This window comes from Kosakonia oryziphila (genome assembly GCF_900094795.1).
GTDB classification, from domain to species: domain Bacteria; phylum Pseudomonadota; class Gammaproteobacteria; order Enterobacterales; family Enterobacteriaceae; genus Kosakonia; species Kosakonia oryziphila.
This window is the reverse complement of sequence record NZ_FMBC01000001.1, coordinates 152,056-171,843: the sequence shown is the minus strand read 5'-3', so window position 1 is coordinate 171,843 and position 19,788 is coordinate 152,056. Positions and strand designations below refer to the sequence as shown.

The following is a 19,788-nucleotide window of genomic DNA, read 5'->3' as shown; positions in this document are numbered from 1 at the left end:
CCTGTCGCCTGAGACCGCTAATTTTCTGCGCTCTCTGAAAAAAATTAAAACTCTTTTCGCAGCCAGCTATTGATTCGTTTGAACCATGAGCCTACTGACGCGCGTTTTTCCACTTCTGCTTCACCACTAAGATGCGTCTCTTTTCCGTAGTGCAGCAACCCTACCGCCGTTGAGTAATACGGTTCCTGGGCATAATCAGTTAAGCCAGTAATGTTGAGCGGCGCACCAATACGCACCTGCGTATGGAAAACGCGCTGCGCACAGGCCGCCAGGCCTTCCATTTGTGCAGCGCCGCCGGTCAACACAATCCCCGCCGCCAGGTGGTGCTTTACCCCCTGCTGGCGAAGCTGTTCCTGCAACTGCAAAATCTCATCGTTAACCAGATTGAGCAACTCGGTATAGCGAGGCTCAATCACGTCTGCCAGCGTCTGACGCTGCAAACTGCGAGGTGGGCGACCGCCCACGCTGGGTACTTCAACGCTCTCGTCTTTACCGACTAACGACCCCAGTGCACAACCGTGGCGAACTTTGATCGCTTCAGCATCACTGGGCGGTGTACCGAAAGCGTAAGCAATATCGCTGGTGACCACATTCCCTGCATAAGGGATCACTTTCGTGTGGCGCAGCGCGCCGCCGGTATAGACCGCCATGTCCATTGTACCACCACCGATGTCAACAACGCAGACACCCAGCTCTCGTTCGTCTTCCGTCAACACCGAATAACTGGAGGCCAGTCCGGCGAAAATAAGTTGGTCCACTTTCAACCCACATCGTTCAACGGCTTTAACGATGTTTTTTGCCATATCGTTATGGCAAGTAATCAAATGTACTTTTGCCTGCATACGCACGCCAGACAGCCCAACCGGGTTTTTGATTCCTTCCTGGTAGTCAATGGCGTACTCCTGCGGAATCACATGCAGAACCCGGTGTTCATCGCGTACACGCACCGATTTGGCGGTATGCACAACGTTCTCCACATCTTCCTGCGTTACTTCTTCTTCCGAAATCGGCACCATCCCAATTTCGTTCTGGCAGCTAATATGTTTCCCCGAAAGCGCCAGGTAGACAGAAGATATCTGGCAATCTGCCATCAATTCAGCCTGATCGATAGCGCGCTGTACGCATTTCACTACCGACTCCAGATCATTTACTCCACCTTTATCCATACCACGGGACGGGCAACTGCCCACGCCAATGATATTAACAATACCGTCGGGCAGAACTTCCCCTACTAAAGCGGCTACCTTTGCGGTGCCAATCTCCAGTCCAACCACCAGTTTTCTGTCCGTCGCCTTGATCATTGTTGCTCTGCCTGTGCCTGATTCTGTTGTGCCTGATTTTGCTGCTGATTCGGTTCCTGAACAGGAGCTGCTTTCCAGCCTACAGCCGCGCCTGAGTCATAGCGTAAATCCACGTAACTGATCGTTTTACCGTCCGTTTGCGCCTGTTGCTGCAGAACCGGGTAGAGTTCCACAAAGCGCGCCAGACGTTTCATTGTATCGCCACGACCCAGGTTAAGCCTGATGTCGTTAGTCAGCGTGACCTGCCATGAACGTCGCGCCGTCATCGCCGCTTCTTTTAACGTGAATTTATCCTTCGCCAACAATTGCCCCATGTCGCGGTAGCCTTGCAATACTTCGCTTTCACTGCCTTCAGGGCCATACAGCATGGGCAAAACCTGCTTACTGGTTCGTTCGGACGGCACGCTGAACTCATTACCGTCGGCATCGACCATATGCTGATCATTCCATCGCGCAATCGGCACGTATTCAACCAGATGAATCTTCAATTCGTCTGGCCACTGCTTTCTAACGCTCGCCTGCTTTATCCAGGGCAGACGCTCGATCTGACTCTGAATAATATTAACATCCTGCGTCATGAAGGTACCGGGTGCCCCCAGCGCCAGAATAGACTGACGAATATCATCATTACGGGTGTAATGACGATCGCCCGTCACTACCAGCTTTGACAACGGCAAGCGTTGTGCATCCTCCATCCAACCCAAAACCACCCAGCCGCTAGCAAACACGGTGCACAGCACCGCCAACAGGAACAAAATCCCTGCAAGACGCGTTCCATTGTTGCGGCGAGAGGTGGTTACGACCTCCGCTTCGCGGTTTCGCGTGTTCAGCGCAGCCTGTGACATATCACTCCGCCAGATCCAGAATGCGAACAACAAGTTGTGAGAAGCTCAAACCCGCCTGGCGAGCAGCCATCGGCACGAGGCTATGGCTCGTCATCCCTGGTGATGTGTTCGCTTCCAACAAATAAAACTGACCGTCGCTATCCAGCATGGCATCAATTCGTCCCCAGCCACGGCAACCTAAAAGGTGCCATGCTTTCAATACCAGGGACTGTAATACCGCCTCTCGTTCCACTTCCAGACCTGAAGGGCAGAAATATTTTGTCTCATCAGAGAGATACTTTGCCTCATAATCATAGAAGATTCCTGCTGGCTGGATACGAATTGACGGTAAAATTTCGTTCCCAAGCATCGCTACAGTAAATTCCGGGCCACTTAGCCATTTTTCGATCAGAACTTCATCATCATGTTGAAACGCAAGCGCTAACGCTGCCTGCAGATCTTCACTTTTCTCTACCTTCGACATTCCAACACTGGAGCCTTCACGACTGGGCTTGACAATAACAGGTAACCCCAGTTCATCAATGCGTTGAATATCATCAAAAGTTAGGCCTGATTCAAACTCACTGCGTTCAAATGCGACCCACGGTGCAACCGGTAATCCGGCGCCCTGCCACAACAATTTGCTGCGCAGTTTATCCATGGAGATAGCAGATGCCATAACACCGCTACCGGTATACGGCATATCGATCAGTTCAAGCAGCCCCTGTAGGGTGCCGTCTTCGCCACCGCGACCATGCAACGCAATAAATACTTTGCTAAATCCCATCTCTTTCAGGCGGGTGACATCCACATCACGCGGATCCACGCCGTGCGCGTCCACTCCGCCTTCCCGCAAACCCACCAGCACCGCTGCACCGGAATTAAGCGAAACTTCACGCTCGGCGGAGGTTCCGCCCAGCAGAACCGCTACTTTCTCAGCCACGGCGCTCCTCCTCTGTGCTCTGCGGTTTCAGTTTGCACTCAGCCAGGCTGCGGGCAATCTTGCCGATATTCCCTGCGCCCTGAATCAGGATCAGGTCATTACCAGTCAGTACCGGTGCCAACATCGCCGCAACCTGTGCCGGATCGGACACGAGGATCGGATCAATTTTGCCGCGTCCGCGAATAGTACGGCACAGCGAACGGCTGTCAGCACCCGGGATAGCTGCTTCGCCAGCCGGATAAACCTCCAGCATCAGCAGAGAATCGACCTGCATCAACACATTGGCGAAATCGTCGTACAAGTCGCGAGTACGGGTAAAACGGTGCGGCTGAAACAGCATGACCAGGTTTTTATCCGGCCAGCCCGCTCGCGCTGCTTTAATCGTGGCATCCACTTCTGTCGGGTGATGACCATAGTCATCCACCAGCATAGCTGTACCACTTTTGCCATTCACCGCTTCCAGCGGGAATTCGCCAAGGAAATCAAAACGGCGCCCGGTGCCCTGGAAACTTTCCAGTGCGCGAAGGATCGCGTCATCTTCGATCCCCTCTTCCGTCGCTACTGCTACCGCCGCTGCCGCGTTCAGCGCATTGTGGCGACCAGGTGCATTCAGCGTGACACGCAGTTCCGGTTTATCCTGACGTACCAAAGTGAAGTGCCCCTGCGGACCGACCTGGCGATAATTTTCTACCCGAACATCCGCATCATCACTAAATCCGTACGTTGTCGTCTGACGCCCCACGCGCGGCAGCAATTCGCGGATAACCGGATCGTCTACACACACTACCGCACGACCATAGAACGGCAGGTTGTGCAGAAAATTGATAAACGTTGTTTTTAAATTCTCGAAGTCGCCCTGGTAAGTATCCATATGATCGGCTTCGATATTAGTGACAATCGCCACCATCGGTTGCAGATGCAGGAAGGAGGCGTCACTTTCATCGGCTTCTGCAATCAGATAACGGCTGTGCCCCAGGCGCGCATGCACCCCGGCAGCTTTCACCAGACCACCGTTAACAAAAGTCGGGTCCAGCCCGGCTTCTGCATAAATACTGGCCACCATCGCAGTCGTGGTAGTTTTGCCATGTGTACCGGCAATCGCGATGCCATGACGGAAACGCATCAGTTCAGCCAGCATTTCCGCGCGGCGGATAACCGGAATACGCGCTTCATGCGCCGCAACAATTTCAGGGTTATCGGCAGAAATGGCGCTGGAGACCACAACAACACTGGCATCGCTCACATTTTCCGGGCGATGATTGAAATAAATAGTGGCGCCGAGCGACGCCAGTTGCTGCGTCACTGGGTTTGGCGCCAGGTCGGAACCGCTAATCTGGTAGCCTTCATTGGCCAGCACTTCGGCAATACCGCCCATGCCAGCACCACCAATGCCGACAAAGTGAATGTGCCGGACACGTCGCATCTCGGGCACGATTAAACGCAGTTTCGCCAGTTCTTGTGTATTCATTATCTAAACGCCATCGACTACTTAAATTGCGCGACGTCAACGCGCCGCCAGTATTTACGCCTGAGCTGCCAGGCTGACTTCATTCGCCACACGCTCGGTGGCATCCGGGATGGCCACCGCGCGTGCACGTTCCGCCATCGCCAGTAATGCTTCACGATCCCAGCCCGCCAGCGTCGCGGCTACCGCATCAACAGTGAACTGTGGCTGTTCGAGGATCTTCGCAGCACCCGCTTTTTCCAGCGGTAATGCATTCCAGTACTGCTGACGATCTTTGTGCTGGAAAGGCACAAATAGCGCCGGTAAACCTGCGGCTGCGATTTCGCTGACCGTCAGTGCGCCTGAACGGCACACCACCACGTCCGCCCACGCGTAGGCTTGCGCCATATCGTCAATAAATTCCGTCACTTTATGCTGCGGTTCGCCAGCGGCAGCATACGCCTGCTCGACATCCTGTTGCGCGCCTTTGCCGCTCTGATGCCAGATAGTTACAGCACTGCCCAGTTTCGCCGCGACCTGCGGCATTGTCTGGTTCAGCACGCGCGCCCCCTGGGAGCCACCAATGACCAGCACGCGAACCGGACCTTCACGGCCAGGTAAACGCTCCTGCGGTAGTGGCAGCGCCAGCACATCAACACGCACTGGGTTTCCAACGACTTCCGCTTTTGGAAACGCGCCGGGGAATGCCTGCATCACTTTGGTAGCGATTTTCGCCAGCCATTTATTGGTTAATCCGGCAATTCCGTTCTGCTCATGGAGCACTACCGGAATACCGAGCGACCAGGCCGCCAGCCCGCCGGGACCAGAAACATAACCGCCCATCCCCAGCACCACATCCGGCTTAAAGCGCTGCATGATGGCGCGAGCCTGTCGCCAGGCGTTAAAAATACGCATCGGGGCCATCAACTGCGCTTTGATCCCTTTGCCACGCAGGCCGGAGATACGGATAAAATCGATCTCGATACCGTGTTTGGGCACCAGATCGGCCTCCATGCGATCAGCGGTTCCGAGCCAGCGCACTTGCCAGCCCTGATCCATCAAATGGTGCGCAACCGCCAGCCCGGGGAAGACATGCCCGCCGGTACCGCCCGCCATCACCATTAACCGCTTTGGTTGACCACTCATCACAAACCTCGTGTAAACGCCTGGGCTTTTTCCAGACGCGTTTCATAATCTATGCGTAGCAGCAGCGTAATCGCCACTGACATAATCAGTAAGCTGGAACCACCGTAACTGATAAGCGGCAGAGTCAGCCCTTTGGTCGGCAACATACCTGCTGCGGCACCGACGTTAACCAGAGCCTGGAAACTAAACCAGATACCAATCGAGCAGGCCAGGAAACCAGAGAAACGATGATCGATTTCCAGCGCTTTTCGCCCGATGGACATGGCGCGGAAAGCGACGAAGAATACCATTAAAAGCGCCACTACCACACCGATATAACCGAGTTCCTCCCCGATAATGGAGAAGATAAAGTCCGTATGTGCTTCAGGCAGATACTCCAGCTTCTGTACTGAGTTTCCAAGTCCCTGGCCCCATAGCTCACCGCGACCAAATGCCATCAGCGACTGCGTTAACTGATAACCGCTACCAAATGGATCTTCCCACGGATTCCAGAACGAGGTTACGCGGCGAATACGATACGGTTCGGCGAGGATCAGCAGCACAACCGCTGAAATTCCCATACCGATGATGGCGATGAACTGCCACAGTTTCGCCCCGGCGAGGAACAGCATCGCCAGAGTGGTGATAAACAGCACCACCACCGTACCGAGGTCTGGCTGCGCCAGCAACAGCACCGCCAACACCAGAATCACGCCCATTGGTTTGAGGAAGCCACGCAGGTTATTACGCACTTCATCCACCTTACGCACCAGGTAGTTAGCCAGGTAACAGAACAGCGACAGCTTGGTGAACTCCGCAGGCTGGAAGCGCATGACACCGAGATCGATCCAGCGAGATGCCCCATTGATCGAGCTACCCACTACTAATACCACCAGCAGCATAATGATCGCGGCGATCAACATCGCCGAGCTGTATTTCTGCCAGAAATCCATCGGCAAACGCAGCGTGATCATCGACATACAAAACGCCAGGAACAGATACAGCGCATGACGCTTGGCAAAGAAGAAAGGATCGTCCGTCAGGCGTTGCCCTACCGGCATCGAAGCCGAGGTCACCATAATGAAACCGATCGCCGCCAGGCCCAGCGTCAACCACAATAATGTGCGGTCGTACATCACCAGGCTGTCGGAATCTTTTTGCCGAGATCCCATAACCCAGCCTTTCAATGCCGTAAATAACCATGCCAGGAGGCTAAATCCCGGCAGGCGCGGCATTCTCGGGCGTGGGAGCGTTAAACGCATCAGCCTAACTCCTGCGCCAGACGGGTAAAGACATCACCCCGTTGTTCGAAATTCTTGAACTGATCGAGGCTGGCGCAGGCAGGCGACAGCAGCACCATATCGCCCGGCTGGACGCGCGTGGCGATCAGACGCATCGCCTCTTCCATCGTTTCTACCTGATCGGCGATTTCCGGACGTAAACCCGCCAGCTCGCCGCCATCGCGACCAAAGCAATAAAGACGAATATGATCGCCACCGAGATAGCGCTTCAGCGGTGAGAAATCGGCAGATTTACCGTGTCCACCCAACAGAAGGTGCAGCGTACCATCAACCTGCAAACCGTTCAGCGCCGCCTCAGTGCTGCCGACGTTGGTCGCTTTCGAGTCGTTGATCCAGCGCACGCCGTTATGATCCAGCGCCAACTGGAAACGGTGCGCCAGCCCGCTAAAGGTTGTCAGCGCCTTCAGGCTGCTGGCCTGCGGTATACCCGCAGCATCCGCCAGCGCCAGCGCCGCCAGCGCGTTGGTATAGTTGTGCTGGCCGCTCAGCTTCATCTCTTGAACATTCAGAACCTTTTCACCTTTTACACGCAGCCAGGTTTCGCCCTGCTGTCGGTTCAGATGATAGTCTCCAACGTCAACGCCAAAACTCACGCAGCGCTCATCAGCACCCCGCACCGGCATGGTCAGTGCGTCGTCCGCATTTACTACACAAACTTTCGCGTTTTCGTAAACGCGCAGTTTTGCGGCGCGATACTGTTGCAACCCGAACGGATAGCGATCCATATGATCTTCCGTCACGTTCAGGATGGTTGCCGCCGCAGCGTGCAGACTGAAAGTGGTTTCCAGTTGGAAACTGGAAAGCTCCAGCACATAAAGTTCACGAGCTTCATCAAGCAACATCAGCGCGGGCAGGCCAATATTGCCGCCAACACCCACATTAACGCCTGCCGCTTCCGCCATTTCTCCCACCAGTTTGGTGACGGTGCTTTTACCGTTTGAACCGGTAATCGCAATGACTGGCGCTTGCGCTTCGCGGCAGAAGAGTTCGATATCGCCAACGATCTCAACGCCAGCATCGGCTGCCGCGCTCAGAGAAGGATGAGCCAGTGCGATTCCGGGGCTTGCGACAATCAGGTCAGCCGCCAGTAACCAGTCATCATTGAGGCTACCAAGATGGCGCTCTACCGCCTCCGGCAGCTTATCCAGCCCTGGTGGCGAAACGCGCGTGTCCATAACGCGTGGCGTAACGCCGCGCGCGAGGAAAAAGTCAACGCAGGAAAGACCTGTCAGCCCCAGACCGATAATGACGACTTTTTTACCCTGGTAATCTGCCATGATTAACGTACCTTCAGCGTTGCCAGGCCAATCAGCACCAGCATCAGCGAAATAATCCAGAAGCGCACGATCACGCGTGGTTCTGGCCAGCCTTTCAGTTCATAGTGATGGTGAATCGGTGCCATGCGGAAAATACGCTGGCCACGCAATTTAAACGACCCTACCTGCAAAATCACCGACAGGGTTTCCACCACGAACACCCCGCCCATAATCACCAGCAAGAATTCCTGGCGCAGCAGCACGGCGATAATCCCCAATGCACCGCCGAGAGCCAGTGACCCCACATCCCCCATGAAAACCTGTGCCGGATAAGTGTTGAACCACAAAAAACCCAGCCCGGCACCGACAATCGCTGTGCAGACGATCACCAGCTCGCCCGCGTGACGCAAATAAGGAATATGCAGGTAATTAGCAAAATTCATGTTACCGGTAGCCCAGGCCACCAGCGCAAAGCCCGCAGCGACAAACACCGTCGGCATAATCGCCAGACCATCAAGACCGTCCGTCAGGTTCACGGCGTTGCCAGTACCAACAATCACAAAGTAGGCCAGCAGAATGTAGAAAATGCCCAGTTGTGGCATCACATCTTTAAAAAACGGCACCACCAGTTCTGTCGCTGGCGTATCTTTCCCCGCCAGGTAAAGCGCAAACGCAACGCCCAGTGCAATCAGTGACATCCAGAAATATTTCCAGCGAGCAATCAAGCCTTTGGTATCTTTACGCACTACTTTGCGGTAGTCGTCAACAAAACCAATCACCCCGTAACCTACCAGTACAACCAGCACGCACCAGACATACGGGTTAGAGGGATAAGCCCACAGCAATACGGAAACCACGATTGCCGTGAGGATCATAATTCCCCCCATCGTTGGCGTACCGCGTTTACTGAAATGCGACTCCGGACCGTCATTACGCACAACCTGGCCGAACGAGAGTTTTTGCAGACGGGCAATCATGCGCGGCCCCATCCACAGAGAGATGAAGAGCGCGGTCAGCAGGCTGACAATGGCGCGAAACGTCAGATAGGAAAAGACGTTAAAGCCGGAATAATATTTGACCAGATGTTCGGCCAGCCACACTAACATGTTCCGTTCTCCTGTAATTCGCGAACCACCTCTTCCATGGCGGAACTACGTGAACCTTTCACTAAAATGGTAACAATCTGCTGTTCAGCAATCAGCGCCTTTAAACGCGCCACCACTGCCGCTTTATCGTTAAAATGTTCGCCAACACCACTGGCGGCGCTCAGAGCCTTGCTCAGCCTGCCGACACTCAGCACTTTATCGATGCCGACGCCCTTCGCCGCTTCACCCACCTGAATGTGGCAGGCTTCGCTCTCATCACCTAACTCTGCCATATCGCCCACTACCATCACCCGGTAGCCCGGCATTTCCGCCAGCACATGCGCGGCGGCGGTCATTGAACCGACGTTGGCGTTATATGTGTCATCGAGCAGCAGTTTATTTTCGCCAAGTTGCACCGGAAACAGACGCCCTGGCACCGCTTTCAAGTTTGCCAACCCTTTTTTCACTGCCGCCAGGCTGGCGCCCACAGCCATCGCCAACGAGGTCGCTGCCAGCGAATTGGCAATATTGTGTCGTCCCGGCAACGGTAGCGTCACATCCACATTGCCCATGGGGGTTTGCAGCGTGAACTCAGTCCCGTGAGAGGTCACATGAATGTTGGTAGCCGTAAAATCGCTGTTCACCGCATTTGGTGAGAAACGCCACACTTTGCGATCGCCAATAATGCTCTGCCAGTTCAGCCAGTCATTATTGTCAGCGTTCATGATTGCCACACCGTTGGCAGGTAAGCCGGTGTAGATTTCACCTTTGGCTTTCGCCACGCCAGCAAGTGATCCGAAACCTTCAAGGTGCGCCGCCGCCAGGTTATTGACCAGAGCAGCTTCCGGACGGGCAAGCCCGACGGTCCAGGCAATTTCCCCCTGGTGATTCGCGCCCAGCTCAATCACCGCGTATTGATGTTCTTTGGTTAAACGCAGGAGCGTCATCGGCACGCCGATGTCATTATTCAGGTTTCCTGCGGTATAGAGCGTGTTGCCACATTCACTCAAAATGGCGGCCGTCATCTCTTTCACCGAGGTTTTACCGGAAGAACCGGTTAACGCCACCACACGCGTCGGCACCTGCTGACGTACCCAGGCGCCCAGCTCGCCAAACGCCTGGCGAGTGTCTTTGACCAGCAGTTGCGGCAGATCGCAATCCAGCTTACGGCTAACCAACAGCGCACCCGCGCCGCCCGTTTTGGCTTGTTCGGCAAAATCATGGGCGTCGAATCGCTCGCCTTTCAGCGCCACAAACAGGCAACCCGGCGTGAGTTTGCGGGTATCGCTGGTTACCGCATCAATCGTCACATCCTGACCATGTAATTCACCATGCAGAATGTCGGCAAGCTGGCTTAGGGTTACGTTAATCATGCCACTACTCCCAGCAAACGTGCCGCAGTGAGGCGATCGGAGTAATCCAGACGGTGCGTTCCGACAATCTGATAATCTTCATGGCCTTTGCCAGCCAGCAAAACCACATCATTCTCTTTCGCTTGCATAATGGTATTGGTCACAGCTTCCGCACGGCCTTCGACCACATGCACACGTCCCACATCCAGCATACCGGCGAGAATATCGTCGATAATGGCGCGCGGCTCTTCAGTACGCGGGTTATCGTCCGTCACCACTGGTACATCGGCGAACTGCTCGGCAATTGCGCCCATGAGCGGACGTTTACCTTTATCGCGATCGCCGCCGCAGCCAAACACGCACCACAGTTGACCGGTGCAGTGCAGGCGTGCAGCCTGTAAGGCTTTTTCCAGCGCATCCGGCGTATGGGCATAATCCACCACCACCGTCGGTTTACCCGGTGCACTAAATACTTCCATGCGTCCACAAACTGGCTGCAACCGGGAAGCGGTTTTCAGCAAATCGCTTAACGGATAACCCAGCGCCAGTAGTGTGGCCAGCGCCAATAGCAGGTTACTGACATTAAACGCGCCCATCAGACGGCTTTCTATTTCACCTTGACCCCATGAAGAGTCAAAATGAATAGTCGCGCCGCTATCGTGGTACTCGACACCAGTAGCCTTGAGCCAGCGGCCGTGACAATCTGGGTTGATATGGTCTTCCATTGATACCGCAACCGCATCCGGCAAATTCGCTAACCAGCGGCGGCCCACTTCGTCATCGGCATTGATAATTGCCTGTCCGTAGTGGTGAGAGGAGAACAGCAGCCATTTTGCCGCTTCGTAGTGCGCCATATCGCCGTGATAATCGAGATGATCGCGGCTTAAATTGGTAAATACGCCAGCGGCAAACTTCAGCGCCGCAACGCGATGCTGCACCAGACCGTGGGAAGAGACTTCCATGGCGGCAAATGTCGCTTTCTGCGCAGCCAGCCCGGCAATCACATGCTGAACATCCACCGCAGAGCCAGTGGTATTTTCCGTCGGGATGATTTTACCCAACAGACCATTTCCAACCGTCCCCATTACTGCGCTGGTTTCGCCCACCAACTGGCTCCACTGCGCCAGTAACTGCGTGGTCGTTGTTTTGCCGTTAGTGCCGGTTACGCCAATCAGGCGCAATTGTTCAGATGGTTCACCGTAAAAACGGCCCGCCAGCGCGGAAAGGCGCTCATTCAACTGGCTGAGGTAAATGACCGGAACGCCGTGCATTTCACGAATTTCACCGTCATTTGCTTCGTCTTTTGCTTCAGCAATAATGGCAGCAACACCTTGCGCAATCGCCTGCGGGATATATCGACGCCCGTCCGCCTGATGACCGACCACCGCCACAAAGAGATCACCCGATGCAGCCGCACGGCTGTCGAGTGTCATCTCCCGCAGTGCTCGCTCCGGTGCGCCAGGCACCCACGGAGCGAGAAGGTCGCGCAAATTACGATCTGCCACCTGTACCCCCGCCTTGATTAATTACAAATTCACTTTTTTCGCCCGTGGTCAGCGCGTCCGGCTCAATGTTCATGGTGCGCAGAACACCGCCCATGATGGCACCGAAGACCGGTGCGGACACGGCACCACCGTAGTATTTACCCGCTTGCGGATCGTTAATCACCACCACCAGCGCAAAGCGCGGGCGGCTGGCAGGCGCGACGCCAGCGGTGTAAGCAATATATTTGTTGATATAACGACCATCCGGGCCGACTTTTTTCGCCGTCCCGGTTTTGATAGCAATGCGATAGCCTTTGATGGCTGCTTTCACCCCACCACCGCCAGGTAGCGCAACGCTCTCCATCATATGCACCACAGTGCGCACGATAGACTCATTGAAAATGCGTTCGCCCGGCACGGGCGGGTCAACTTTGGTAATCGACAGCGGACGGTAGATACCGTAACTACCAATCGTTGCGTAGACTCGCGCTAACTGTAACGGCGTTACCATTAGCCCATAGCCGAAAGAGAAGGTGGCCCTCTCTATGTCAGACCACCGTTGTTTTTGAGGAAATAAGCCACTGCGTTCCCCGACCATCCCCAAATTGGTCGTTTTTCCCAATCCAAAACGTGAGTAAGTATCTACTAACGCTGAGGAGGGCATCGCTAACGCCAACTTCGAAACACCGACGTTACTCGACTTTTGTAGCACCCCGGTAAGGGTCAATTCGCTGTAGCGCGCCACGTCTTTGATTTCGTGGCCGTTAATTCGGTAAGGCACCGTGTTCAGCACCGTATTTGGTGTGACGACGCCGCGCTGCAGCGCCGTCATTACCACCATAGGTTTCACCGTCGAACCCGGTTCAAAAACGTCGGTGATCGCGCGGTTACGCATGGCATCTTTCGATGTACCGGTGAAGTTGTTCGGGTTGTAGGAAGGGCTGTTGGCCATTGCCAACACTTCGCCGGTGTTTACATCGACCAGCACGGCGCTTCCTGATTCTGCCTTGTTAAACGCCACCGCGTTATTCAGCTCACGATAAACCAGCGCCTGCAAGCGTTCATCAATGCTCAGCGCCAGGTTATGCGCAGCCTGGCTGTCGGTGGAAGAGATATCTTCAATAACACGCCCGTAGCGATCTTTACGCACGATACGTTCGCCAGGTTGACCGGTAAGCCATTTGTCAAAGCTCTTCTCAACACCTTCGATCCCCTGACTATCTACGTTAGTAAAACCGATAAGGTGAGCGGTCACTTCCCCGGAAGGGTAGTAACGACGGGATTCTTCACGCAGGTGAATCCCCGGCAACTTAAGCTTTTTAATGTAATCGCCGAGATCGGGGTTAACCTGACGCGCCAGATAGATAAAACGCATCTTCGGATTGGCGTTAATACGGGAAGCCAGCTGATCCAGCGGCATGTTCAGCGCATCAGAGAGCGCTTTCCAGCGATTATCCAGTGTGACGCCGCCAGCATCGTGTAACTCTTTTGGATCGGCCCAAATCGCTTTCACCGGCACACTTACTGCCAGCGGACGCCCGGAGCGGTCGGTAATCATTCCACGCGACGTTGCGACTTCCTGCACACGCAAAGAACGCATATCCCCTTCACGTACCAGCATCTCCGGATTGATAACCTGTAGCCAGGCGACACGCCCAAGCAGAAACGCCATCGCCAGCAGGATGCAACCGCAAAGCAACGCAAAACGCCAACTCACAAAGTTGGCCTGTTCTTCCTGGCGTTTCGGTTTAAGCGTTTTCGCCGCTGCTTTCATGCGTCGCGTAATTCCTTATTCATTTCTATTTCTGCACTACGATATTTTCCTGAGAGGGATCCACGTGCTGCATTTGCAGCTTTTCTGTCGCAATCCGTTCAACCCGGCTGTGATCGCCGAGCGCATTCTCTTCAAGAATCAGGTTGCGCCATTCGATATCTAGCGCGTCGCGCTCGAGAACCAGTTGTTCGCGCTGCGCGGTTAATAAGCGTGTGTGGTGAGAGGTAGTGACAACAGTCACTGCCGTCATGATGATGCAAATGAACAGACAGAGTGGCAGTTTCCCAAATCGCAAAAGATCGTCGCCGATCACGCCAGGCAAGGCATGGCGCTCGTTGCTTCCTAACGATCCTTTCACTTTGCTTAGGGTTTCTGTCACTCTGCCGATCATGCGTTCGTCCTCTCTGCAATACGCAGAACTGAACTACGGGCACGTGGATTTTCAGCCACTTCTTCTTCACCCGGCATCAACTTTCCTAAGGCTCGCAACTGACGGCCACCCAGTTTCCTGAGTTGCTCTTCGGTCATCGGCAACCCGGCAGGAACCTGCGGGCCGCGGCTTTGCTCACGCATGAAGCGTTTCACAATGCGATCTTCCAGAGAATGGAAGCTGATTATCGAAAGCCGCCCTCCCGGGGCAAGCACGCCGAGCGAGTTTTTTAGCGCCAGCTCTATTTCCTCCAGTTCACTGTTTACCCAAATGCGCACCGCCTGGAAGGTACGGGTCGCGGGATGTTTGAACTTGTCTTTCACCGGTGTTGCCGCCGCAACGACTTCCGCCAGCTCTTTAGTGCGGGTCATCGGGTTGAGACGGTTACGCTCTACAATGGCGCGTGCAATACGTTTAGCAAAACGCTCCTCGCCAAAGGTTTTCAGCACCCAGACGATATCTGCCTCTTCGGCTGTTTGCAGCCATTCGGCAGCAGACTGACCGCGAGTGGGATCCATCCGCATATCAAGCGGACCATCGCGCATAAAGGAGAAACCGCGCTCAGGATCGTCGAGCTGCGGTGAAGAGACCCCAAGATCGAGAAGAATACCGTCAATCTTGCCAACAAGTTCTCGCTCACTGACATAATCAGCAAGCGCAGAGAAAGGACCATGAATGATGGAGAAGCGCGGGTCATCAATGGTTTGGGCGACAGCAATTGCCTGTGGATCGCGATCGATGGCCAACAAGCGTCCTTCCGCACCCAAATGGGAGAGGATCAGGCGCGAGTGACCACCGCGACCAAAAGTACCATCGATGTAGATGCCATCCGGACGAATATTCAGGCCGTTAACGGCCTCATCCAGCAGCACCGTCGTGTGTTTAAAATTTTCCATCATCATTACAGAGACAAATCCTGCAACCGATCTGAAAGTGCTTCAGAACCCGATTGCTCAGCGTCGATATCTTCCTTGACCTGTTGATACCAGGTCGTTTCATCCCACAGCTCAAATTTATTGAACTGCCCGACCAGCATCACTTCTTTGGTTAGCCCGGCATGCTGCCGTAAAACAGGCGAAATCAATAAACGCCCGGCGCTATCCATCTGGCACTCGCTGGCATGCCCCAGCAATAAACGTTGTACGCGTCGCTCAAGCGGGTTCATGCTCGACAGGCGCGCCAGTTTTTGCTCAATAATTTCCCATTCAGGAAGGGGATAAAGCAGCAGGCATGAATGGCGAATGTCGATGGTACATACCATCTGACCAGAGGCATTCTCCAGCAGCAAATCCCGATAACGGGTCGGAACGGCTAACCGCCCTTTGCTGTCGAGATTGACTAACGTCGCGCCACGGAACATGTCCGATTCACCCCCAAGTGACCATTTTCACCACTTTATCCCACAAATCCCCACCAAGGGAGTTTACGGAGCGGAGGAAAAGCTTGTCAAGCCAGCACAAAGGCTAACCAGAACAAAAGATCTCTTATTTGCAGCGAATATCTGCAAAGGTGAATTAGTGCTCAACTTACGAGGCAAATTAACGTCATGAATATTTGCAAGAAAAAAAACAGAATATGCGTATCCGCGTTTAAAACCATTTGCTTCCTGCGTGCGAAATATAAAGTGTCAGTTTGCGACGCGGGCGGCATTTTAAGACATATCACCCCAACTGAACAGCACCAGTTGCATCCCTTCATACGGAGCGCAACGGCCGAATCACCAGGAAATAGCCCTACACTCATAACGTGTGCTAATAGGAGAAAGGCGATACTTTTCTGAGATGTAACAATTTAAGACAGAAATCATAATTGCTGCTTTAAAAATATCCTTTTAAAACGCTATTTAAAAAAGCCACTGGAATTAACTTTATACGTCCCGTATAAAAATTAAGGATTTATCTTAGAAGCCAGCAGGGAATAATTTGATTAAAGGTAAGATAACAAACAAAAAAGGCAGCTTACGCTGCCTTTAGCTGAACTTATACGCGACTTAATATCCCGCGACGGTAAAGATTACGCCGGATACGGCTAAGACCTGGTTTCGGCTTACGCGGTTCGTCGAGGCTTGCCAACACAATTTCCAGAACCCGCTCCGCAACATCGCGATGACGCTGCGCCACTGCCAGAACCGGGCATTGTAAGAAATCGAGTAGTTCGTGATCGCCAAAAGTCGCGATCGCCAGATCCGACGGCAATTTACCGTCGCGACGTAACGTAACGTCAAGTACACCCTGCAATAACGCAAACGACGTTATAAACATCGCCTGCGGCATAGGATTGGTTTCCAGCCATTTATCAAATAGCTGAGCAGCGGCTTCACGCTCGTAGCTATTGGCATAGAGATATTGCACTTCACGCGGATCATCTTTCCACGCGGTACGAAAGCCCTGCTCGCGCAGGAAACTGACAGATAGCTCCGGTAACGCTCCAAGATAAAGCACGCGCTCCGCCGGAAACTTACGGAGTTCTGCGGCCAGCATCTCCGAATCATCCTGATCGGCACCAACAACACTGGTGAAGTGTTCACGGTCCAGCGCGCGATCAAGCGCGACAATCGGGAAGGAATCATTGGCCCAGCGCTGATAAAACGGATGCTCTGGCGGTAATGAGGTGGAGACAATAATAGCGTCCACCTGCCGCTGCAACAGGTGCTCGATACAGCGCATTTCATTATCAGGTTGATCTTCCGAACAGGCGATCAGTAACTGATAGCCGCGCTGGCGAGCCTGGCGCTCCAGATAATTGGCAATGCGGGTGTAGCTCGTGTTTTCAAGATCCGGGATCACCAGCCCAATCGAACGTGTGCGTCCTGCGCGCAGGCCAGCCGCCACCGCATTTGGGTGGTAGTTATGCTCACGAACAACCGCCATGACTTTCTCAACGGTTTTGTCGCTGACACGATACTGCTTCGCCTTACCATTAATGACGTAGCTTGCCGTGGTTCGTGAGACGCCGGCTAGCCGGGCGATTTCATCCAGTTTCACAATTGCCCCTTAAATTAATGTACTCCATAACCTTTTTAGGGATATAGGTTAAAATCCTTAACATCTAAGCGCAGAATACTCACTCCGGCAACCGCTTTCATCTCTGGTTCCGGCAAATTTCGCAAAAAAAAGCCCAGCGTAGAACACCGGGCCAGTAAAAAATATGGAAAATTATTCTTTTCAGCGCATGATTTTGTCGCCGCGCGATAACCCCACCACGCCGGAGCGCGCAACTTCAACAATTTTCGCCACATCACGAATCGTGGCTAAAAACGCATCCAGTTTGTCACTGGTACCCGCGAGCTGAACTGTGTAAATGGACGGCGTAACGTCAATGATCTGTCCGCGGAAAATCTCGGCATTACGTTTCACCTCTTCGCGACCATAACCGCTGGCCTGAATTTTCACCAACATGATTTCACGTTCAACATATGCCCCCTGCCCCAGCTCGTTTACGCGTAATACATCAACCAGTTTGTGCAGTTGCTTTTCGATCTGCTCGAGAACTTTTTGATCGCCGACAGTCTGGATCGTCATCCGCGATAAGGTGGGATCGTCAGTCGGCGCAACGGTCAGGCTTTCTATGTTGTAACCGCGCTGAGAGAACAGACCAATCACGCGCGATAACGCGCCCGATTCATTTTCCAGTAGTACAGACAGTATCCGGCGCATAATCAGGTTCTCTCCGTTTTGCTTAACCACATCTCATCCATGCCGCCACCGCGGATCTGCATCGGATAAACGTGTTCACTACCATCAACGGTAACATCAACAAACACCAGGCGATTGTTTTTCACCTGCTCCAGAGCTTCCGCCAGCTTCGCCTCCAGCTCATCCGGACGCGTAATACGAATTCCCACATGGCCGTAAGCTTCCGCCAGGCGCGCAAAATCAGGCAACGACTCCATATAAGATTGTGAATGGCGGCCAGAATAGATCATGTCCTGCCACTGTTTCACCATCCCCAGATAGCGGTTATTGAGGTTCAATACCAGCACCGGCAGCTCATACTGCAACGCCGTGGAAAGTTCCTGAATATTCATCTGGATACTGCCATCGCCGGTCACGCAGACAACCGTCTCCTCGGGCAACGCCATCTTCACACCGAGCGCGGCGGGCAAGCCAAAACCCATAGTGCCCAGCCCGCCGGAGTTGATCCAGCGACGCGGTTTATCAAAACGGTAGTATAGCGCGGCAAACATCTGATGCTGGCCAACATCAGAAGTAACGTAAGCATCGCCATTCGTCAGACGCCAGATAGCTTCAATGACGGCCTGCGGTTTGATCTTTTCACTCTGGGTGTCATATTTCAGGCACTGACGTGCGCGCCACTGTTCAATGCGCAACCACCAGTCACGGATATCATCCAGCAGCTGTGGCTGCTCTTCCTGCTCCAGCAGCTCAAGCATTTGTTCCAGAACCAGCCGCGCGTCGCCGACAATTGGCACATCCGCCTGTACGGTTTTGGAAATGGAAGTGGGGTCTATATCGATATGCAGGACCGTCGCATCCGGACAGTACTTCGCCAGGTTATTGGTGGTGCGATCGTCAAAACGCACGCCAACCGCGAAAATAACATCGGAATGGTGCATCGTCATATTGGCTTCATAAGTGCCGTGCATGCCCAGCATACCCAGCGCCTGTCGATGCGACGCCGGAAACGCGCCCAACCCCATTAAGGACGAGACCACGGGCAAATTCAGTTTTTCAGCCAATTGGCGCAACTGAGTTTCGCATGCGGAGTTAATCGCACCGCCTCCCACGTAAACCACCGGCCTCTTCGCCGACACCAGTGTTTGCAAAGCACGCTTGATTTGGCCTTTGTGCCCCTGCGTCGTCGGGTTATAAGATCGCATGCTGACCGATTCCGGCCAGAAATAGGGCAGCTTGTTGGCCGGGTTCATAATATCTTTCGGCAGATCCACCACCACCGGCCCCGGACGCCCACTGGCAGCCAGCCAGAATGCTTTCTTTAATACACCGGGAATGTCTTCGGTTTGTTTGACCAGGAAACTATGCTTCACCACCGGACGGGAAATCCCCACCATGTCGCATTCCTGAAACGCGTCATAACCAATCAGCGATGTTGCAACCTGCCCGGAAAGCACCACCAGTGGGATGGAATCCATATAAGCGGTAGCGATACCCGTGATCGCATTCGTCGCACCAGGGCCAGACGTGACCAGTACCACTCCAACCTCACCCGTTGCCCGCGCCAGCCCATCGGCCATATGCACCGCCGCCTGCTCATGACGTACCAATACATGTTCAATACCGCCAACAGTATGCAGGGCATCGTAGATATCCAGGACTGCACCTCCTGGGTAGCCGAATACTTTCTTTACGCCTTGATCGATAAGCGATCGGACGACCATCTCGGCTCCAGACAACATCTCCATGCTTTGCCTCCAGGCTTATATTTGTCGACTGACGGCGGAACTCATTTCCACTCTGTCGCTCTGTTCAGAGCAGGAAACCCTGAATT

Annotated in this window: 17 protein-coding genes; all 17 read right to left on the bottom strand. The window is 53.9% G+C overall.

Annotated features, from left to right (window positions below):
- Positions 1-44: 44 nt before the first annotated feature.
- Positions 45-1,301: a cell division protein FtsA gene (ftsA, locus tag GA0061070_RS00835; RefSeq protein WP_007373152.1), complete on the bottom strand. Its 1,257-nt coding sequence runs from the start codon at positions 1,299-1,301 to the stop codon at positions 45-47.
- Positions 1,298-2,146 carry a cell division protein FtsQ gene (gene ftsQ / locus GA0061070_RS00830; RefSeq protein WP_090132829.1) on the bottom strand — a complete coding sequence of 283 codons (849 nt, stop codon included), beginning with the start codon at positions 2,144-2,146 and terminating at the stop codon, positions 1,298-1,300. The genes ftsA and ftsQ overlap by 4 nt, the downstream gene beginning before the upstream one ends.
- Position 2,147: 1 nt before the next feature.
- A complete protein-coding gene (locus GA0061070_RS00825; RefSeq protein ID WP_090132827.1) occupies positions 2,148-3,068 on the bottom strand; it encodes a D-alanine--D-alanine ligase in 921 nt (306 codons plus the stop codon).
- Positions 3,061-4,536: a UDP-N-acetylmuramate--L-alanine ligase gene (gene murC, locus GA0061070_RS00820; protein ID WP_090132825.1), complete on the bottom strand. Its 1,476-nt coding sequence runs from the start codon at positions 4,534-4,536 to the stop codon at positions 3,061-3,063. Before murC ends, GA0061070_RS00825 begins: the two co-directional genes overlap by 8 nt.
- Before the next feature lie 54 nt (positions 4,537-4,590).
- On the bottom strand, positions 4,591-5,658 hold the full coding sequence (gene murG / locus GA0061070_RS00815; RefSeq protein WP_090132824.1) for an undecaprenyldiphospho-muramoylpentapeptide beta-N-acetylglucosaminyltransferase: 1,068 nt from the start codon (positions 5,656-5,658) through the stop codon (positions 4,591-4,593).
- On the bottom strand, positions 5,658-6,899 hold the full coding sequence (gene ftsW, locus GA0061070_RS00810; RefSeq protein WP_090132822.1) for a cell division protein FtsW: 1,242 nt from the start codon (positions 6,897-6,899) through the stop codon (positions 5,658-5,660). The genes murG and ftsW overlap by 1 nt, the downstream gene beginning before the upstream one ends.
- Positions 6,899-8,215, bottom strand: coding sequence for a UDP-N-acetylmuramoyl-L-alanine--D-glutamate ligase (gene murD / locus GA0061070_RS00805; RefSeq protein ID WP_090132820.1), 1,317 nt, complete (start codon positions 8,213-8,215; stop codon positions 6,899-6,901). The genes ftsW and murD overlap by 1 nt, the downstream gene beginning before the upstream one ends.
- 2 nt (positions 8,216-8,217) lie before the next feature.
- A complete protein-coding gene (gene mraY, locus GA0061070_RS00800; RefSeq protein WP_090132818.1) occupies positions 8,218-9,300 on the bottom strand; it encodes a phospho-N-acetylmuramoyl-pentapeptide-transferase in 1,083 nt (360 codons plus the stop codon).
- The gene (murF, locus tag GA0061070_RS00795; RefSeq protein WP_090132816.1) at positions 9,294-10,652 is read right to left on the bottom strand and encodes a UDP-N-acetylmuramoyl-tripeptide--D-alanyl-D-alanine ligase; all 1,359 of its coding nucleotides are present in this window, start codon (positions 10,650-10,652) and stop codon (positions 9,294-9,296) included. Before murF ends, mraY begins: the two co-directional genes overlap by 7 nt.
- A complete protein-coding gene (gene murE / locus GA0061070_RS00790; RefSeq protein WP_090132815.1) occupies positions 10,649-12,136 on the bottom strand; it encodes a UDP-N-acetylmuramoyl-L-alanyl-D-glutamate--2,6-diaminopimelate ligase in 1,488 nt (495 codons plus the stop codon). Before murE ends, murF begins: the two co-directional genes overlap by 4 nt.
- Complete coding sequence (locus GA0061070_RS00785; protein ID WP_090132813.1) at positions 12,123-13,889, bottom strand: peptidoglycan glycosyltransferase FtsI; 1,767 nt, start codon at positions 13,887-13,889, stop codon at positions 12,123-12,125. Before GA0061070_RS00785 ends, murE begins: the two co-directional genes overlap by 14 nt.
- Before the next feature lie 25 nt (positions 13,890-13,914).
- Positions 13,915-14,280 (bottom strand): cell division protein FtsL, encoded by a 366-nt coding sequence (gene ftsL / locus GA0061070_RS00780; RefSeq protein WP_007373141.1) that lies wholly within the window; start codon positions 14,278-14,280, stop codon positions 13,915-13,917.
- Positions 14,277-15,218 carry a 16S rRNA (cytosine(1402)-N(4))-methyltransferase RsmH gene (rsmH, locus tag GA0061070_RS00775; protein ID WP_090132987.1) on the bottom strand — a complete coding sequence of 314 codons (942 nt, stop codon included), beginning with the start codon at positions 15,216-15,218 and terminating at the stop codon, positions 14,277-14,279. The genes ftsL and rsmH overlap by 4 nt, the downstream gene beginning before the upstream one ends.
- A 2-nt stretch (positions 15,219-15,220) precedes the next feature.
- Positions 15,221-15,679: a division/cell wall cluster transcriptional repressor MraZ gene (gene mraZ, locus GA0061070_RS00770; RefSeq protein ID WP_090132811.1), complete on the bottom strand. Its 459-nt coding sequence runs from the start codon at positions 15,677-15,679 to the stop codon at positions 15,221-15,223.
- A 619-nt stretch (positions 15,680-16,298) separates the two neighbouring features.
- Positions 16,299-17,303, bottom strand: a complete 1,005-nt coding sequence (gene cra, locus GA0061070_RS00765; RefSeq protein WP_090132809.1) for a catabolite repressor/activator — start codon at positions 17,301-17,303, stop codon at positions 16,299-16,301.
- Positions 17,304-17,483: 180 nt separating this feature from the next.
- Positions 17,484-17,975: an acetolactate synthase small subunit gene (gene ilvN / locus GA0061070_RS00760; RefSeq protein ID WP_007373137.1), complete on the bottom strand. Its 492-nt coding sequence runs from the start codon at positions 17,973-17,975 to the stop codon at positions 17,484-17,486.
- A 2-nt stretch (positions 17,976-17,977) separates the two neighbouring features.
- A complete protein-coding gene (gene ilvI, locus GA0061070_RS00755) occupies positions 17,978-19,702 on the bottom strand; it encodes an acetolactate synthase 3 large subunit (RefSeq protein WP_090132807.1) in 1,725 nt (574 codons plus the stop codon).
- Between the last annotated feature and the right edge of the window lie 86 nt (positions 19,703-19,788).

What these genes read in the sequence shown, in the direction of transcription:
- ilvN (WP_007373137.1), bottom strand. Translation starts at nt 17,975, where the DNA reads ATGCGCCGGATACTGTCTGTACTACTGGAAAATGAATCGGGCGCGTTA.
- ftsW (WP_090132822.1), bottom strand. Translation starts at nt 6,899, where the DNA reads ATGCGTTTAACGCTCCCACGCCCGAGAATGCCGCGCCTGCCGGGATTT.
- murF (WP_090132816.1), bottom strand. Translation starts at nt 10,652, where the DNA reads ATGATTAACGTAACCCTAAGCCAGCTTGCCGACATTCTGCATGGTGAA.
- ftsA (WP_007373152.1), bottom strand. Translation starts at nt 1,301, where the DNA reads ATGATCAAGGCGACGGACAGAAAACTGGTGGTTGGACTGGAGATTGGC.
- rsmH (WP_090132987.1), bottom strand. Translation starts at nt 15,218, where the DNA reads ATGATGGAAAATTTTAAACACACGACGGTGCTGCTGGATGAGGCCGTT.
- GA0061070_RS00785 (WP_090132813.1), bottom strand. Translation starts at nt 13,889, where the DNA reads ATGAAAGCAGCGGCGAAAACGCTTAAACCGAAACGCCAGGAAGAACAG.
- ftsQ (WP_090132829.1), bottom strand. Translation starts at nt 2,146, where the DNA reads ATGTCACAGGCTGCGCTGAACACGCGAAACCGCGAAGCGGAGGTCGTA.
- mraY (WP_090132818.1), bottom strand. Translation starts at nt 9,300, where the DNA reads ATGTTAGTGTGGCTGGCCGAACATCTGGTCAAATATTATTCCGGCTTT.
- murC (WP_090132825.1), bottom strand. Translation starts at nt 4,536, where the DNA reads ATGAATACACAAGAACTGGCGAAACTGCGTTTAATCGTGCCCGAGATG.
- ilvI (WP_090132807.1), bottom strand. Translation starts at nt 19,702, where the DNA reads ATGGAGATGTTGTCTGGAGCCGAGATGGTCGTCCGATCGCTTATCGAT.
- mraZ (WP_090132811.1), bottom strand. Translation starts at nt 15,679, where the DNA reads ATGTTCCGTGGCGCGACGTTAGTCAATCTCGACAGCAAAGGGCGGTTA.
- ftsL (WP_007373141.1), bottom strand. Translation starts at nt 14,280, where the DNA reads ATGATCGGCAGAGTGACAGAAACCCTAAGCAAAGTGAAAGGATCGTTA.
- murG (WP_090132824.1), bottom strand. Translation starts at nt 5,658, where the DNA reads ATGAGTGGTCAACCAAAGCGGTTAATGGTGATGGCGGGCGGTACCGGC.
- murD (WP_090132820.1), bottom strand. Translation starts at nt 8,215, where the DNA reads ATGGCAGATTACCAGGGTAAAAAAGTCGTCATTATCGGTCTGGGGCTG.